Source organism: Megasphaera geminata F0357 (assembly GCF_000239275.1).
Classification (GTDB): domain Bacteria; phylum Bacillota; class Negativicutes; order Veillonellales; family Megasphaeraceae; genus Megasphaera; species Megasphaera geminata.
In genome coordinates this window covers 1-13,359 of the sequence record NZ_JH417571.1, presented here as the reverse complement: position 1 = coordinate 13,359, position 13,359 = coordinate 1, and the positions used below count along the sequence as shown (strand labels likewise).

The 13,359-nt window shown below is 48.1% G+C and carries 20 protein-coding genes and 1 pseudogene; 8 read left to right on the top strand and 13 right to left on the bottom strand.

Annotation, left to right across the window (positions count from 1 at the left end; all coding sequences use genetic code 11):
• Positions 1-46: 46 nt before the first annotated feature.
• The 3 genes from HMPREF0080_RS02140 to HMPREF0080_RS10465 form a co-directional block, all read right to left on the bottom strand.
• Positions 47-304 carry a hypothetical protein gene (locus tag HMPREF0080_RS02140; RefSeq protein ID WP_040346897.1) on the bottom strand — a complete coding sequence of 86 codons (258 nt, stop codon included), beginning with the start codon at positions 302-304 and terminating at the stop codon, positions 47-49.
• A gap of 89 nt (positions 305-393) precedes the next feature.
• Positions 394-1,053 (bottom strand): DMT family transporter, encoded by a 660-nt coding sequence (locus tag HMPREF0080_RS02135; protein ID WP_006789504.1) that lies wholly within the window; start codon positions 1,051-1,053, stop codon positions 394-396.
• 8 nt (positions 1,054-1,061) lie between these two features.
• Positions 1,062-1,274 carry a hypothetical protein gene (locus HMPREF0080_RS10465; RefSeq protein ID WP_006789502.1) on the bottom strand — a complete coding sequence of 71 codons (213 nt, stop codon included), beginning with the start codon at positions 1,272-1,274 and terminating at the stop codon, positions 1,062-1,064.
• 115 nt (positions 1,275-1,389) lie between these two features.
• Here HMPREF0080_RS10465 and HMPREF0080_RS02130 point away from each other — a divergent pair, with 115 nt between their 5' ends.
• On the top strand, positions 1,390-2,262 hold the full coding sequence (locus tag HMPREF0080_RS02130) for a LysR family transcriptional regulator (protein ID WP_006789500.1): 873 nt from the start codon (positions 1,390-1,392) through the stop codon (positions 2,260-2,262).
• A 2-nt stretch (positions 2,263-2,264) separates the two neighbouring features.
• Here the strand turns inward: HMPREF0080_RS02130 and HMPREF0080_RS02125 are convergent, their stop codons facing one another.
• Genes HMPREF0080_RS02125 through HMPREF0080_RS02120 form a run of 3 tightly spaced genes read right to left on the bottom strand, consistent with a single transcriptional unit; the run spans position 2,265 to position 3,563 of the window.
• Positions 2,265-2,912, bottom strand: coding sequence for a lactate utilization protein (locus tag HMPREF0080_RS02125; protein WP_006789498.1), 648 nt, complete (start codon positions 2,910-2,912; stop codon positions 2,265-2,267).
• Positions 2,905-3,123, bottom strand: coding sequence for a tetratricopeptide repeat protein (locus HMPREF0080_RS10460; protein WP_245527192.1), 219 nt, complete (start codon positions 3,121-3,123; stop codon positions 2,905-2,907). Before HMPREF0080_RS10460 ends, HMPREF0080_RS02125 begins: the two co-directional genes overlap by 8 nt.
• Positions 3,030-3,563: a tetratricopeptide repeat protein gene (locus tag HMPREF0080_RS02120; RefSeq protein ID WP_006789496.1), complete on the bottom strand. Its 534-nt coding sequence runs from the start codon at positions 3,561-3,563 to the stop codon at positions 3,030-3,032. Before HMPREF0080_RS02120 ends, HMPREF0080_RS10460 begins: the two co-directional genes overlap by 94 nt.
• A 436-nt stretch (positions 3,564-3,999) precedes the next feature.
• Between HMPREF0080_RS02120 and HMPREF0080_RS09850 the strand changes: the two genes are divergently transcribed.
• A complete protein-coding gene (locus HMPREF0080_RS09850) occupies positions 4,000-4,266 on the top strand; it encodes a hypothetical protein (RefSeq protein ID WP_040346908.1) in 267 nt (88 codons plus the stop codon).
• 22 nt (positions 4,267-4,288) lie between these two features.
• Here the strand turns inward: HMPREF0080_RS09850 and HMPREF0080_RS02110 are convergent, their stop codons facing one another.
• Complete coding sequence (locus HMPREF0080_RS02110) at positions 4,289-4,669, bottom strand: winged helix-turn-helix transcriptional regulator (protein ID WP_006789494.1); 381 nt, start codon at positions 4,667-4,669, stop codon at positions 4,289-4,291.
• A 202-nt stretch (positions 4,670-4,871) separates the two neighbouring features.
• On the opposite strand from HMPREF0080_RS02110, the gene HMPREF0080_RS02105 reads away from it, so the two are divergent.
• Positions 4,872-5,162 (top strand): hypothetical protein, encoded by a 291-nt coding sequence (locus HMPREF0080_RS02105; RefSeq protein ID WP_040346893.1) that lies wholly within the window; start codon positions 4,872-4,874, stop codon positions 5,160-5,162.
• Positions 5,163-5,343: 181 nt separating this feature from the next.
• Here the strand turns inward: HMPREF0080_RS02105 and HMPREF0080_RS02100 are convergent, their stop codons facing one another.
• From HMPREF0080_RS02100 to HMPREF0080_RS02090, 3 genes are read right to left on the bottom strand one after another with little or no spacing between them, the layout of a single operon-like run.
• Positions 5,344-5,865 carry a Gx transporter family protein gene (locus HMPREF0080_RS02100; protein ID WP_006789492.1) on the bottom strand — a complete coding sequence of 174 codons (522 nt, stop codon included), beginning with the start codon at positions 5,863-5,865 and terminating at the stop codon, positions 5,344-5,346.
• An 8-nt stretch (positions 5,866-5,873) separates the two neighbouring features.
• The gene (locus HMPREF0080_RS02095) at positions 5,874-6,260 is read right to left on the bottom strand and encodes a NusG domain II-containing protein (RefSeq protein WP_006789491.1); all 387 of its coding nucleotides are present in this window, start codon (positions 6,258-6,260) and stop codon (positions 5,874-5,876) included.
• Positions 6,257-6,748, bottom strand: a complete 492-nt coding sequence (locus HMPREF0080_RS02090) for a PTS sugar transporter subunit IIA (RefSeq protein WP_006789490.1) — start codon at positions 6,746-6,748, stop codon at positions 6,257-6,259. Before HMPREF0080_RS02090 ends, HMPREF0080_RS02095 begins: the two co-directional genes overlap by 4 nt.
• A 145-nt stretch (positions 6,749-6,893) precedes the next feature.
• On the opposite strand from HMPREF0080_RS02090, the gene HMPREF0080_RS02085 reads away from it, so the two are divergent.
• Positions 6,894-7,769 carry a LysR family transcriptional regulator gene (locus HMPREF0080_RS02085; protein ID WP_006789489.1) on the top strand — a complete coding sequence of 292 codons (876 nt, stop codon included), beginning with the start codon at positions 6,894-6,896 and terminating at the stop codon, positions 7,767-7,769.
• 132 nt (positions 7,770-7,901) lie between these two features.
• A pseudogene (locus HMPREF0080_RS02080) lies at positions 7,902-9,172 on the top strand (MFS transporter).
• A gap of 163 nt (positions 9,173-9,335) precedes the next feature.
• On the opposite strand, the gene HMPREF0080_RS02075 reads toward HMPREF0080_RS02080, so the two are convergent.
• Both HMPREF0080_RS02075 and HMPREF0080_RS02070 read right to left on the bottom strand, forming a co-directional pair.
• Positions 9,336-9,749 (bottom strand): flavodoxin, encoded by a 414-nt coding sequence (locus HMPREF0080_RS02075; protein WP_006789485.1) that lies wholly within the window; start codon positions 9,747-9,749, stop codon positions 9,336-9,338.
• Between the two features lie 13 nt (positions 9,750-9,762).
• The gene (locus HMPREF0080_RS02070; RefSeq protein ID WP_006789483.1) at positions 9,763-10,320 is read right to left on the bottom strand and encodes a DUF3793 family protein; all 558 of its coding nucleotides are present in this window, start codon (positions 10,318-10,320) and stop codon (positions 9,763-9,765) included.
• 171 nt (positions 10,321-10,491) lie between these two features.
• Here HMPREF0080_RS02070 and HMPREF0080_RS02065 point away from each other — a divergent pair, with 171 nt between their 5' ends.
• Entirely contained in the window at positions 10,492-10,890 is a 399-nt protein-coding gene (locus HMPREF0080_RS02065) for a PaaI family thioesterase (protein WP_006789482.1), read from the top strand.
• 80 nt (positions 10,891-10,970) lie between these two features.
• Here the strand turns inward: HMPREF0080_RS02065 and HMPREF0080_RS02060 are convergent, their stop codons facing one another.
• Entirely contained in the window at positions 10,971-11,939 is a 969-nt protein-coding gene (locus tag HMPREF0080_RS02060) for a LysR family transcriptional regulator (protein ID WP_006789481.1), read from the bottom strand.
• A 165-nt stretch (positions 11,940-12,104) separates the two neighbouring features.
• On the opposite strand from HMPREF0080_RS02060, the gene HMPREF0080_RS10455 reads away from it, so the two are divergent.
• Entirely contained in the window at positions 12,105-12,419 is a 315-nt protein-coding gene (locus HMPREF0080_RS10455) for a PLP-dependent transferase (protein WP_245527191.1), read from the top strand.
• Between the two features lie 7 nt (positions 12,420-12,426).
• Entirely contained in the window at positions 12,427-13,305 is an 879-nt protein-coding gene (locus HMPREF0080_RS02055; protein WP_245527190.1) for an aminotransferase class I/II-fold pyridoxal phosphate-dependent enzyme, read from the top strand.
• The last annotated feature ends 54 nt before the right edge of the window (positions 13,306-13,359 follow it).

Below are 13,359 nucleotides of genomic sequence, written 5' to 3'. Positions count from 1 at the left end.
ATACTCCGTTCTTAATGCGGTCCCTGCCGTTTCGGTTGCGGGCCGTTTAGTTTTTGTTTTGTTTACGCACGATAAAGCCGCCGATTGTCATGGCAAGCCCCAGGCCTGTGATAAACATGCCGACAATATGGATCAGCGTTTCCCGTTGATTGTTTGCCGAAATGGCTTGTGCCGCCGCCTGGGCGTTCGTCGCATGTCTGGCTATTTCCAAATTGGCCTGTTGTTGATCGGGATTTAAGAATACGGTTGCAAGGCCGATAAGCAAAAAGATAATTCCGATGTAAAGCATGTTCTTTTTTAACATATAATACTGTCTCCTTTTGATATATATAATCATAATACAGTAACAGTATAAAGGAAACCGGCTTTTTTGTGAAGACGATGCAAACGTTGTCAGTTTTGGGATGATCTTGCTTTTTTTCGACTGCCGGCAATTTGGAGCAGGAGAATTACCCCGAGAATCAGAATACCTCCCGTGATTTGCGGGGTCGTGAATCTCTCATCCAATATGAAAAAGCCGAAAATAGCTGCGAAAAGAGGATTGATGGCTGTAAAGAGACCCGCTTTTTCTGCCGTTGTATACCGTTGTGCGACAGGCTGCAGCGTAAAGCCCAGGATCGTACAGATAAAGGTGAGAGCTGAAATAACCTGCCACTCAACGGGGCGTGTCGGAATGAAAGGCGTTTCGAAGAGGACCGTGCCGATACTGCTGTAGAGGGAGAGAAAGAAAAATTGCATAATACCGAGGCTCAGCGGGTCGAAACGGTGCGCCGTTTTAGCGGTTGCAATAATCCAGAAAGCATAACAGACGGAGCCGGTCAGACAGATGAATTCACCCCGGCCCGGACGAATTTCCGCTCCGTTTAAAGTGAGCAGGCCGACGCCGCAAATGATGAGCAAGGTACACAGGATGACGATTTTTTCCGGCCTGCGGTGATAGATTACGGCTGTGATGACAGGCACCCATGCGACCGCCGTATTTTCCAGAAATGATGCCATAGACGAGTCGATTGTTGTCAGGCTGATGAGTTCGCACGTCATGCAGGCAAACATAAGACTGCCTAATTTGGCGGCGCCTTTAAGAGATCCGCCGTCACGTAACGGCGTAAATAGTTAAAAAAGATAAGGCCTAAAATAAGAAATGCCGCGGTAAAACGGATAGCGAGGATTTCCAAAGGCGGCAGTGTGGCCAGCCCTATTTTGGAAAACAAATACGATGTACTGCGCATGATAATAACGAAAATAAGCAGCGCTTCGGCATAACGTTCTTTCATGGTTTTCCCTCTTTCCTCTTTCCTCTTTACTATAGGTACAGGATACTATATAGTTTGCTGTGAGAGAAGTGAATGATTATCAATGAAACGGTGACAATCTGTCACAGGAGGGGCAATGGACACGAAACGCTGCAAGTTATTTTTGACTGTTGTGGAAACAGGCAGTATGGCAGGTGCCGCCGCAAAAACCGGATATACGCCGTCCGGCATAGTACGGGCAGAAAAAGCGTTGGAAGGAGATCTGGGATTTTCTCTGTTGTATCGAAATACCCGGGGAATTGAATTGACGGAAGAAGGGAAACTTGTTTTCCCTCAATTAAAGGAACTGGTTTATCAGAGTGAGAAAGTCGAAAATTTGAGCGATAAAATCAAAGGCCTTGAAACGGGAGAAATCTCTGTAGGAACCTACTTCAGTACGGCTGCGAACTGGCTGCCGCCGGTTATCCGCTCTTTTCAGGAGACGTACAGGCATATACGCATTCACCTGGAAGAAGGAGGGAACAGAGAACTCTACACATGGCTGGGTGAACGGAAAATCGACTGCGCCATCTCTTCTTATCGTAATTTTAAAGGGGATTGGATCCCTTTGCGTCGGGATGAACTTATCTTCTGGCTGCCCGGGGGGCATGAAAAAGCCGCAGCCGGTTCCATACCGCTGGCCGATATGGTAGAAGAGGCGTATGTGCATACTCTGCCGGGCCTCGATACGGATACGGAGTTTCTCTTTGCTTCGGAAGACATAAAAATCAAGCCCCGCTATACGTTCGTCGATAACTACACGACGTATCGCATGGTGGAAGCGGGACTCGGTTTTGCCGTAAATAATCGGCTTATGGCGGAAAATTGGAACGGCAACGTGGCTGTCGTATCCATGGATCCGCCCCATTATATCGAACTGGGCATTGCCGTCCCCTCTTTGGCAGATGCATCGACAGTGACGAAGAAGTTTATCGATTATGTGAAAGAAGGCGTAGCGCAGGGATTATAGGCTTAGAAGCCTATTTCTTCACCGACGATGATGACTTTGATACGCCCGGCGGGACGACAGACACGGGTGCGCAACAGTTGGGCGCAAATAGAATCGGGTGTTTTACAGTGGCCGCACATGCCGGTTACATAACAAGGGGTCTTGGTACCGGTAAAACGCTGTACGTTAATGGGAGCGGCTGTTGAACGGGCTCGGATCATAGCCGCTTCTACGGTCGGTGCGAATTTGTTCATGCCGGCGATGACGATGACCTGTTTAGGCCCGTAAGCCAGAGCCGCGACACGATTACCGTTGCCGTCAACATTAAAGAGTTGACCGTCTTCGGTTGCCGCGTTTGTACCCATGATAAACGTATCGCAAAGAAGGGCGCGCCGCATCAGTTCCAGCCGTTCCTCCGGCGTTGTTGCCGTATCTCTGTTGATGACGTGATTATGTTCCGCTACGTACGGCCGCAAGCCGATTTCATCAATGGAAACGGAGCCGCCCCAGGAGACGACATGGTCTGGCGGGATATAGGATACAGCCTGTTCCAGGGCTTTTTCCACGGTAGGACAGTAGGTGGCTTCAAAACCGCGTTTATTGAAGTTTCGCGCGACAATGGGGCCTTTTTTATCGTAGGCCCGGTGTCGTACATCGTTTCTGTCATTCATTCATATCACTCCTCATACAGCAATTGTCTGAAAGCCGATTATTCCGGATTTTATCAAAATGTGTTTGCGTTTCCGCCGCCTTTCGGACGTTTGCGCTATCCAGCGCCAGAGCTTTTTTTAAGTAAACGACGGCCTGTTCCGCATCGCCCATGTCGCCGTAAATAGTGGCGATACCGTAATAACTCCACGTATTGGACGGATCGCTGTCAATAACTTTCTGAAACCAGCGGATCGCCCTTCTTTGCGGCCGTCGATCTTATAGGCCAGGGCGAGATTGTAAAAGGTCGCCGTATCGTCGGGCGCATAGTATAAGGCCCTTTCAATGTCGCCGATGCCGGCGCGGATGTCTTCCTGTATGCCCGTACCGTTGCCGCGCATGGCAAGGGCCACGCCTCTGCCGGCAAGGGCCGCGTAGTTGGCTTCATCCTTTTCAAGAGCTGATGTATACAGGGTAATGGCTTTATCATAATCGCCCTGTTCATATGCTTTTTGGCCGTCTTCGGACAGGCGCGCAGACTCCGCGTTGAGGGGATGTGCCGAAGTCTCCGGTTCATTTGGCGGTGAAACGGCTGTACCGTGTAACGGATTGCAGCCGGTCAAGACAGATAAAGCCAGGCAGACGACGCATGCCGAGGCTATTGCTTTTTTCATGGTAAAATCCCGCTTTCAGTAGTATTATATCACAAGATATCACAAGGTCAGGCGGGAGCGCCGCCGTATGTGCTATAATAAAACGCAGCACCTGGGCCAATCTCGTTCCCGTCGGCTATATGATAGGCTTCAACGCGTTACCTGCGTATTTTACCTCATTCCTTTAAAAATCGACGTTACACCCTTGATTTTATGCGGGATGGGACATTTCTTTTTTGCCGATCCCGTTCTTAGGGGAACCTCGGTTATCTTCATGGTGGCGTCCTGTGCTATAAATGTACTTATTGCGGCGCGGCTCTATGACCTTAACATTCATCTTTCGATGACTGCCCCTATTATGACCGATCTTTTCTGCATTTGTATCTTTTACTCGCTTTTATGTACTCGTGTACCTTGGCGTGTTCCCTTTTACATAGTCCCGGAAGGAGAAGATAATATGAAATTATATATCAGTCATTTATGTCCCGAATGTCCGCTGGTTTTGGCGTTGATTGAGAAGAAGGGCCTTACGGTTCCCGTTGTCGATATTACAGGATCTATGCCGGCATTGAAGAAGTTTCTGCATCTTCGTGACAGTCGTCCCGAATTTGAGACGCGGAGAGCCGGCGGCTATGTCGGCGTCCCCGGATTGATAACAGATGATGACAGGATCCTTTTTGATCAGGACCTGTGGGAGTATTTGGCGGCGTATAAAAATAAGTAAAAGCCGCCTTAAGGCGGCTTTTCTATGTCTGCGTATAGTCGCAGTGTTTGCATTTTTCTAAACTTGTATTTTCCGTTTTCCTGTAGAAAAGGCCGGACCATTTACAGATATCCTGTAAAAGAGGAACGACGGACTGTCCTTTTTCAGTAAGGGAATATTCGACATGCGGCGGGATTTCATCATACGATTTGCGCACGATCAGGCCGTCGGATATCAGCTCTTTCAGCGTCGCCGCCAGGACAGCGTCCGTAATATTGCACAGTGTATCCCGCAGTACCGTGTAGCGTAATGACGTTTCGTCGGCCAATACGCAAATAATGCGGGATTTCCATTTGCCGCCGAAGACGCGCAGGCCGTATTCCAAGGGACAGCGGATATCTTCTTCCAGTTTTTTCGTATACATAGTGACTCCTCTTATTTCGAAGATGCTCTTATTATACTGAATTTTTGATGAAAATATAGCCGCTATTAAATTTATTAGTTACTAATAAATTGACTCATATCTTTAAACGGATAAGGTAATCTTCTATACTTAGGGTGTCTTAAGAAAATACCCGGCCGGTATAGTTGAAGAAACAGAGTTTACGTTTGAGGAGGAAATGACGATGGCAGTAAAAGCATACTTGCAGATAACCATGAAAATTAATGAAGAAAACCGTCCCGCAGCGGCAAATGTATACACGAAGTATAAACAGCCTTTTCTGGATACCGTTGCCGGCGCTTTGACGAAAGAACTTCTTGTCCGCGCTGAAGATGTTCAGGTATTACACGGCTTTGACAGTCTCGAACACGCACAGGCATATTTAACGAGCGAACTGTTCAATAAAGATGTGGCCGTCGGTCTCCGGCCGACATGGGCCGCCGAACCGGAAATTAAAATATATACGGTGGCGTAACCTTTGCGGAAAAGCGCTGTAACAAAATAAAATTTTAATCTCATTTTGTCTGCATCCTTTTGATACAGGTAAAGAGCCGGGGATTTTCCTACCGTCCGTACGGAGAGAATCCCCGGCTTTTTCCGTTTGCCGTTCATGATCGGAAATCGTACGGACGAAAGCTTTGTTTAAACGGGCTTATTTATGTTTCACGCATGCGGTTATACAGGGGCAGGCGTTTTAAATGGCGGAGCGTAAAGTTTGCCGTAATGCCGATAAGTATGCCCGTACCCGCCCCTGCGACGGAAAGGACGGGCAGGTAGAGCAGAATTTTCGCATTCTCTACGATAAGGCAGGCGATGAGGACTTGGCCCCAGTTGTGCAGGATGCCGCCGGCGGCGCTGACGCCGATGAGGGAGAATTTTTCCGACTTCTGCAGGAGGGACATGGCCGTGAAGCTGAAGAATGCGCCTGCCGCACTGTACATAAAGGCATTGATGCCGCCTGCGAAAGCCGTCGCTAACATGATCCGCACGAGCAGAACCAGGGCGGTATCTCTCTTTTTCGGAAACGTGTAGAGCGCAGTAACTGTAATCAAATTGGAAAGGCCGAGTTTTGCTCCCGGGGCGATGAAAGGGACGGGAAGCATTCCTTCAACGATATAAAGTACCAATGATTGAGCTATGAAAAGACCCAACAGGATAATTTTAAATGTTTTGTTCATAAGGACCTCTAGCGGGCGGGAATGGTATCCGGTTCAGCCGCGTTGGCGGCTTTTACTTCAATAAGCACCTTATGGGGCAGGCATACGACCGTTTGTCCGGGTTTGGAAATAAAACCTTCGCCGATGCAAATCCGATCGGGGCAGTCTGCCTGAACGATACCGATTTCCTGTTCGCGCACAAGAATCGTGTTGTAGCCCGTATCCGTTTCAACGGTGAACATGGTTGTGCCGCTGTGTGTTCCCAGCGGGATTGTTTTATATATGTCGCCGTTCACGTGGATGACCGCATAGGTTTGTGAGGAATCGGAAAGGGTTCCTTCGAAAAGAAAATACCCGGCCGGCATACATGAGAGAAGCAGCAAAACGGCTATGAGTATCATGTCTTTTTTCTTCATCCGTATACTTCCTCCGCATAAATAAGCCGTATTGCCGTATCGCCGGCTTTAAGCGCACGGGGCGTAAAAGGCGCTACGGCCACATTATCGGTTAAATCGGTGAATACGCAGACACATACGGGAGACAGACCGGCGGCGATGATCACGTCTTTCGCAAAAGTGAGCAGGAGCGCCCCCTTTTTAACGGGGGTTTCCGTCTCCACATGGGCCGTAAATCCCCGGCCGTTTAATTTAACCGTATCGATACCGATGTGAAAGAGGTACTCTACCCCGTCCGTATCCGTCATGACAAGGGCATGCTTCGTATCGAAGACTAAATTTATTATGCCGTCCGCAGGTGCCCGGACAATACCGTCCGTCGGAAAGACGCAAAAACCGTCGCCTGCAGTTTTTCCGGAAAACACCTCGTCCGGGACATCCTCAAGGGGATGCAACTCACCGGTAAAAGGAGAGCAGATTTCAAGCGAGTTTAATATTTCTCCGTTCATAAGTATACCTCACATCGGTTAACTGGCGCTGTCACCGTCTATTTTATCACAGACCGTCCTCATTCTGCAGCCCGGAAAGGATATACTTGCCCGGTCGTGTATAATATATACCGTACATACAGCATTTCGGTAAGGAGGAATAAAGATGGAACTGCCGAATATACAAGCTTTGAAAAGCTTTGTCATATACGGAAGGCTGGGCAATTTTACACAGGCCGCCCGTGAAGCCAACGTAACGCAGTCCGCTTTCAGTGCGCAGATTAAAAAACTGGAGAATGTTATCGGCCTTCCTCTCATTGTACGCGATACCAGGGGCAGTATGTTGACGGCGGAGGGAAAGTTTTTCTACAAAGAAGCGGAACGCATCCTGAGTGAGCTGGAGCAGGTCATGGCTGCCGTGCGGACTGCCTATGAAAGCCGTCGGCCCGAACTGAATATCGGTATTATGCGCAGTATGGGGGATGTTCTGATGAATACGCATATATCCTATTTTAAGCGTCATAATCCTGATTTTACGGTCAGGGTATATGATATGGAAGAGGAGGAAATCATCAGTGACCTGTATGCCGGGCGGATTGACGCGGCCTCTGTTTACGCGGCGGCTGCGGAGAAGTGGGCGGCTTATGAAACGGTGCCGATCGGCGAAGATGTATTTGTTTATTTCGCGCCCCGCCTGACCATGTCGGATACCGTAAAAAAAGAAGACATACTTTCACAACCGCTGCTCAGATATCCGCCGAAGTATTTTATGGATGCCTGTATGAGCGACTACTTGGACGGGCGGAGAAGCGTTGAAGAAATACAACTTTCCAATCCGTATGCCATGATCGATTATTGCCGCCATAATAAGGCGGGATTCCTTGTTTCAAAACGGCTGGCCGAGTTTATGGGGATTCGCCGTAAGTGCAGAAATATGTATTCACCGTTGCATGTGCCTGTATGGATGGTGTTTAAGAAAGAGAACCCGAAAGGGGAATACATCCGCTGTTTTGTCAACTATCTCTTGAAAAAATCCTTATAATATCATGAAGTGTTAGCCGGCCTTATCAAAATAAATGATAAGGCCATCTGTTTTTTCCGCTGTACACCGCCGTGTTGCAGATTTATAATCGTTTCTGTTGATTCTTTATGTAAAGAGGGAGATATGACGATTATGAGTGGGAAAAACGAATCACTTTGGACAGTGCCTTTTGTCCTGGATACGGGTATTAACTTGCTGGTATTTTTGATTTATTACTTATTGATGGTTATCATTGCCGTTGTGGCTAAGGATGAACTCGGGGCAACTGCCGGTGAAGCCGGATTGGCTGTAGGTATCTATATTATAGGGACAGTTGTGGCCCGGATTTTTACGGGTCGTTTTGTCGGGGCCCTCGGCTGTCGCAAGATACTTTACGGCGGTCTGTTACTTTATCTGATATCAACGGTTCTTTATTTTTATATACCGAATATTTTGGTTTTAGATACGGTTCGTTTTATTAACGGTTTCGCCTACGGCATAACATCAACCGCGACGAGTACGATTGTAGCGACGGTTATACCGAAGAGCCGCCGCGGTGAAGGAATTAATTATTACGGGCTCAGCTTGAGTCTGGCGGCGGCCATCGGCCCTTTTCTCGGTATCCTTATGCTTTCCTTTACCTCTTTCCGGGTTATTGTAGCGTTTTGTGTGATTTTGGTTATCGTTTGCATCGTCGGCGCCTTCCTTCTGAGGTTCGAAGAACCGCAGTTCAGTGCGGCAATCAGGGAAGAAGAGAAGGGGCTCAAACTTTCCGATTATCTCGAACCGCGGGTCAATTCCATTTCTCTTGTGTCTGTTCTCGTCGGCCTTTCTTACTCCGGTATTCTCGGGTTTATGGCTTCCTTTACACGTGAAGCGGGGCTTGTTGAAGCAGGCACACTCTTTTTTATCGTGTATGCCGTTGTTATTACATTGACACGGCCTGTACTGGGAATCGTGTTTGACCGCCATGGTGAAAACTGCGTTCTATATCCGTGTTTCATCTTCCTTGCTGCCGGAATCGTTCTCCTGAGCCGTGCCGCAAATTCCTGGTCGGTTCTTCTTGCTGCCGTGTTTGTCGGCTTGGGGTACGGCACATATATGTCCAACGGACAAGCCGTCGTCATCAAGATGGTTCCCGTGTATCGCATCGGCGTTGCCACGTCTACCTATTTTATCGCCTTGGATCTTGGTCTGGGCGTCGGCCCGTATCTGTTGGGCGCATGGAAAGAACAGGTCGGTTTTAGCGGCATGTTTCTCACTACGGCGGCTATTGCCATTGTTTCGCTCGGCTGTTATTTTCTCTTTTATGGACGCCTCGTAGGCACGGATAAGATCCGGCTCTCAAAGCACAGGCAGAAGATGAAGCGGTAAAAAAACGCGTTCTTACTAGAGACGGGACGTCGGACGAGGTCGTTAAATAATAAATGTAAATACCTGCCGCTGAACGGCACATGAGCCGGACCGAATATTCGGCGCAGTGCGTGTTTTTGGCCTCTTTGCCGGTTCGGGCAATAAAAGAAGGACGCTTTTGCGGGAGCGCCCTTCTTTTTACGGAGTTCTATGAAATATGAGTTGATTACGTAATTATGCTTTTGCGGCAGCTTCGCCGAGAGCTTTGCATTCTTCCGAATTATTCGGAGTTTCGTTGACGATGGCTGTACCGATAAGGTTGGCGCCTGCATCCAGTGCACGCTGTTTCCATGTTTCCATCCAGTCGCCCGTGCCCCAGCCGTAAGAACCGAAGAGACCTACTTTTTTACCGCTTAATTTACCGGACAGTTCTGCAAAGAACGGTTCAACTACCGTTTCTTCCAATTCTTCACCGCCCATTGCCGGGCAACCGAGAAGGATGACGTCTTTTCCTGCTACCGCGTCCACGGTCGTGTCGTCGAATAACATTTTTTCGACGTCGGCACCTGCAGCTTTAGCTGCGGCTTCAATTTCATTTGCCATTGCTTCCGTGTTGCCTGTGCCGCTCCAATAAACGATTGTTACCATAGTAAATTCCTCCTTAAGCTACGATGAGCTCTTCTAATTTTATGCCAACAGAAAATCTGTTGATGTAATAGTTGCGACAGCGCGCGAACGCGTCGAAGAGTCGTGCCGCCTTTTCCGCATCACCGTACACCTTCCATTCACCGCAGAGCTTTGCGTCGTTTCCTCTGTGGCGTATGAACCCGTATACATCCTCTAAGGGATAGCCTAAGAATAGACCTGACTCATGAGGAAAACAACCGGTTTCATTAAACCGGGCCTGCAGGCGGTCAAGCATATCGTTAAGAGTCATACCGCTTCTGTAGCCGTATTGCCGCAAAAAGCAGGAAACACTCTTTTGCTGTATATAGGGTTGGACCATAGACGGCCTGTATACATAGAGCAGCGTCCGCTGCGGGCAGCTGAAGAGAATGCGGAAATATAATTTCTTCGCGTTAAACCGCCGATTATATTTCTCAACGGTTTCCTGAAACTCTTCTATAGTTCCGCGACGGTGAAAACAGAGGAGTGCACCCATTTTCATTCGTGCCAGGGTCGGCGCGCAGTAATGAATTAAGAGTGTATCAATATTCATGAGCTACCTCCGTGAACTCCGTCTTTCTGTCCATATCAATATACCAATTATGAAAATAATTGTCAATGAAATAAAGGCTTTTTTAACGGGAATTTTGAAACTTATCATTAAGACGTAATGTTATGATAATGTTATGATATAATACAAAAATATACTGGCAGGAGGCTGAAAGTGGAAGAAAGTAAAGAATATACGTTTTGTTTCGGCTGCGGTAAAGACAATCCCATCGGGTTGAAGCTGGATATGCGCGTAACCGGCGGGCTGGCGTATGCCGATTTCGTGCCCCGGCCGGAGCATCAGAGCTATGATGACCGGATGCACGGAGGGTTATTGGCAACTCTTCTTGATGAAGTGATGGGAAATCATGTATTCAACATATCCGGAACGCCCGCCTATACGGCCGATTTACATGTCCGTTTTAAGGATTCTGTCCGTATCGGCGAGCCGATTCATATAGAATCCCGCTTTGTGTCGCGGCGAGGCAGGTTATACATCATGACGGGGGCCGTTACGGATAACGAGGGGAATACTGCCGTTACGGCGGAAGCGAAAATAATGACGCGGCCGTGACTGTACGGAAAAAGGACAGGTCAGGGGATTTTTCCTGACCTGTCCTTTTCATTATAATAAGCAGGATAAGGCATTTTGCTTTAATAGGTGCGTTCACTGTGCATGGCGATCATGGCCGGGACATGCCGGCTTGTGATGCTCTGGTCGAGAGAGTCTTGGATATAGCGTATGTAAGCCGTAAGCTCAGGTGTCAAAGGTGCGTTTTTTTGTTTGACCCAGCCGATTTTCATTTTACCGGATACGCCTTTGACCGGTATGGAGGCGACTTCCGAACCGACGATACGCGGCAGAAGACATCCTGTGCCTAAATTGTATGCGCCCGTATTGGCAATGATGCTGAGCATTGTCGAGCGATCTCGAAACAAAACGGTCTGTTTTGAATAGTTTTTCGGGATAATAAATTCTTCCGAAAGCTGTTTGGGCTCGCTCCCCTGCTCATAACACACATGGGGATAAGGGGCGAGCTGTTCGGTCGTTATTTCAGAAAATGACGCCAGAGGATGATTACGGCTTACATAGGCATGAGGCAGGAACTCGTGGAAGGGAATAAATTCGAGATTGTTTTTTACAAAAAGACGGTTCATGAATTGTTCTGTAAGCTCTGTTACGTAAAGAATACCGATCTGGCTGCGTGAAACAAGGACATCACGGATGATTTGCGATGTCCGGCCTTCGTGCATGCGAATCGTATACGGGGTGCCCTCAGGGATATTTGTAAGAAAACTGATTAACCCGTCAATTGAGAAAAGGTAATGGTGAGAGGATACGGACAGGCGTAATTCTTCTTCCCCGTCATCCTTCAGAAAATAATCTTCCAGCGCATCGGAGGCGTCAAGAACATGATTGGCAAATTGGAGGAATTTAAGGCCTTCCGTTGTAAAAGAGATGCCGTGGCGGCTGCGCCGCAGGATCGTAAGATGGAATTCTTCTTCCAAGTCTTTTACGACTTTGCTTAAGCTCGGTTGTGCTATAAACAGTTTTTTCGCAGCTGCCGTAATGGAACCGCATTTGGATATTTCTACTATATAGCGTAATTGTTGTAGTGTCACGTCGACCCTCCGTCATAGATTTTTTCTATGGGATAATTCCATGCAAGACTATTATTCTTTTAAATTATACGGTGCTATACTGAAACTAGCAAAATTTATATGTAAAATTCATGAATGACTGATTTATTTATATTATTTTTCTATGGAAGTAAAGGAGGATACTTTATGAAACGGGAAGAATTACAGAAAATGGGGTTTGCTACACAGGCCATCCACGGCGGCTCTTCGCAGAATACATTCGGAGCGCTGACGGCACCGATTTACCAGACGTCGACGTTTGTCTTCGATTCGGCGGAACAGGGCGGTAAACGGTTTGCCCTTGAAGAAAGCGGTTACATTTACAGCCGTCTAGGCAATCCTACCAATACGGTTGTGGAAGAGAAGGTGGCTCTTCTCGAAGGCGCTGAAGCCTGCGTGTCTACCGCATCCGGCATCGGCGCCCATTTCGGCAACGTTCTGGACAATATTGCAGAACGGTGATCATGTTGTGGCCAGCGATACGCTGTACGGTTGTACGTTTGCCCTCTTGAACCACGGTATGCCGCGTGCGTCTGTCGACGTCACTTTTGTCGACATGAACGATCTTGATGCCGTTAAAAAAGCGATGAAACCGAATACGAAAATGGTTTATGTTGAAACGCCGGCAAATCCGACTTTAAAGATCGTCGATATTGAAAGCGTTGCCGCAATTGCGCATGAAGTGGACGGCTGCCTTGTTGTTGCCGATAATACGTTCTGCACGCCGTATATTTCCAGACCTCTTGAAATGGGCGCCGATGTAGTTGTTCACTCGGCAACGAAATACCTCAATGGACACGGTGATGTCATTGCCGGCTTCGTTTGCGGCTCTGCCGAATTTATTGCACAGGTCCGTCTTTTCGGGATTAAAGATATGACCGGCGCCGTTCTCAGCCCCTTCGACGCGTTCCTTATCGCCCGCGGTATGAAAACTTTGCCGATTCGCATGGAAAAGCATTGTGCCAATGCTATGGAGGTGGCCGCTTTCCTGGAAGGCCATCCGGCGGTTGAGTCGGTCAGCTATCCCGGACTCAAGAGTTTTCCGCAGTATGATCTGGCCAAGAAACAGATGCGTTTACCCGGCGGTATGATTTCATTTGAACTTAAAGGCGGCAAGAAAGCGGGCGGTACTGTCATGGACAGTGTAAAACTTTGTAAGCTTGCCGTATCTCTCGGCGATGCGGAAACGTTGATTGAACATGCTGCCACGATGACGCATTCACCGTATACGCCGGAAGAATTAAAGGCTGCAGGTATCAGTGAAGGTCTGGTGCGGTTGTCTGTAGGACTTGAAGATGCGGCGGATATTATTGCCGATTTGAAACAGGCTCTTGATAAAGTAAAATAATACAGTATACTGTAACCGGTTGTAAAAAAGAGAGAAGCGAACGGCCTGCAGGCC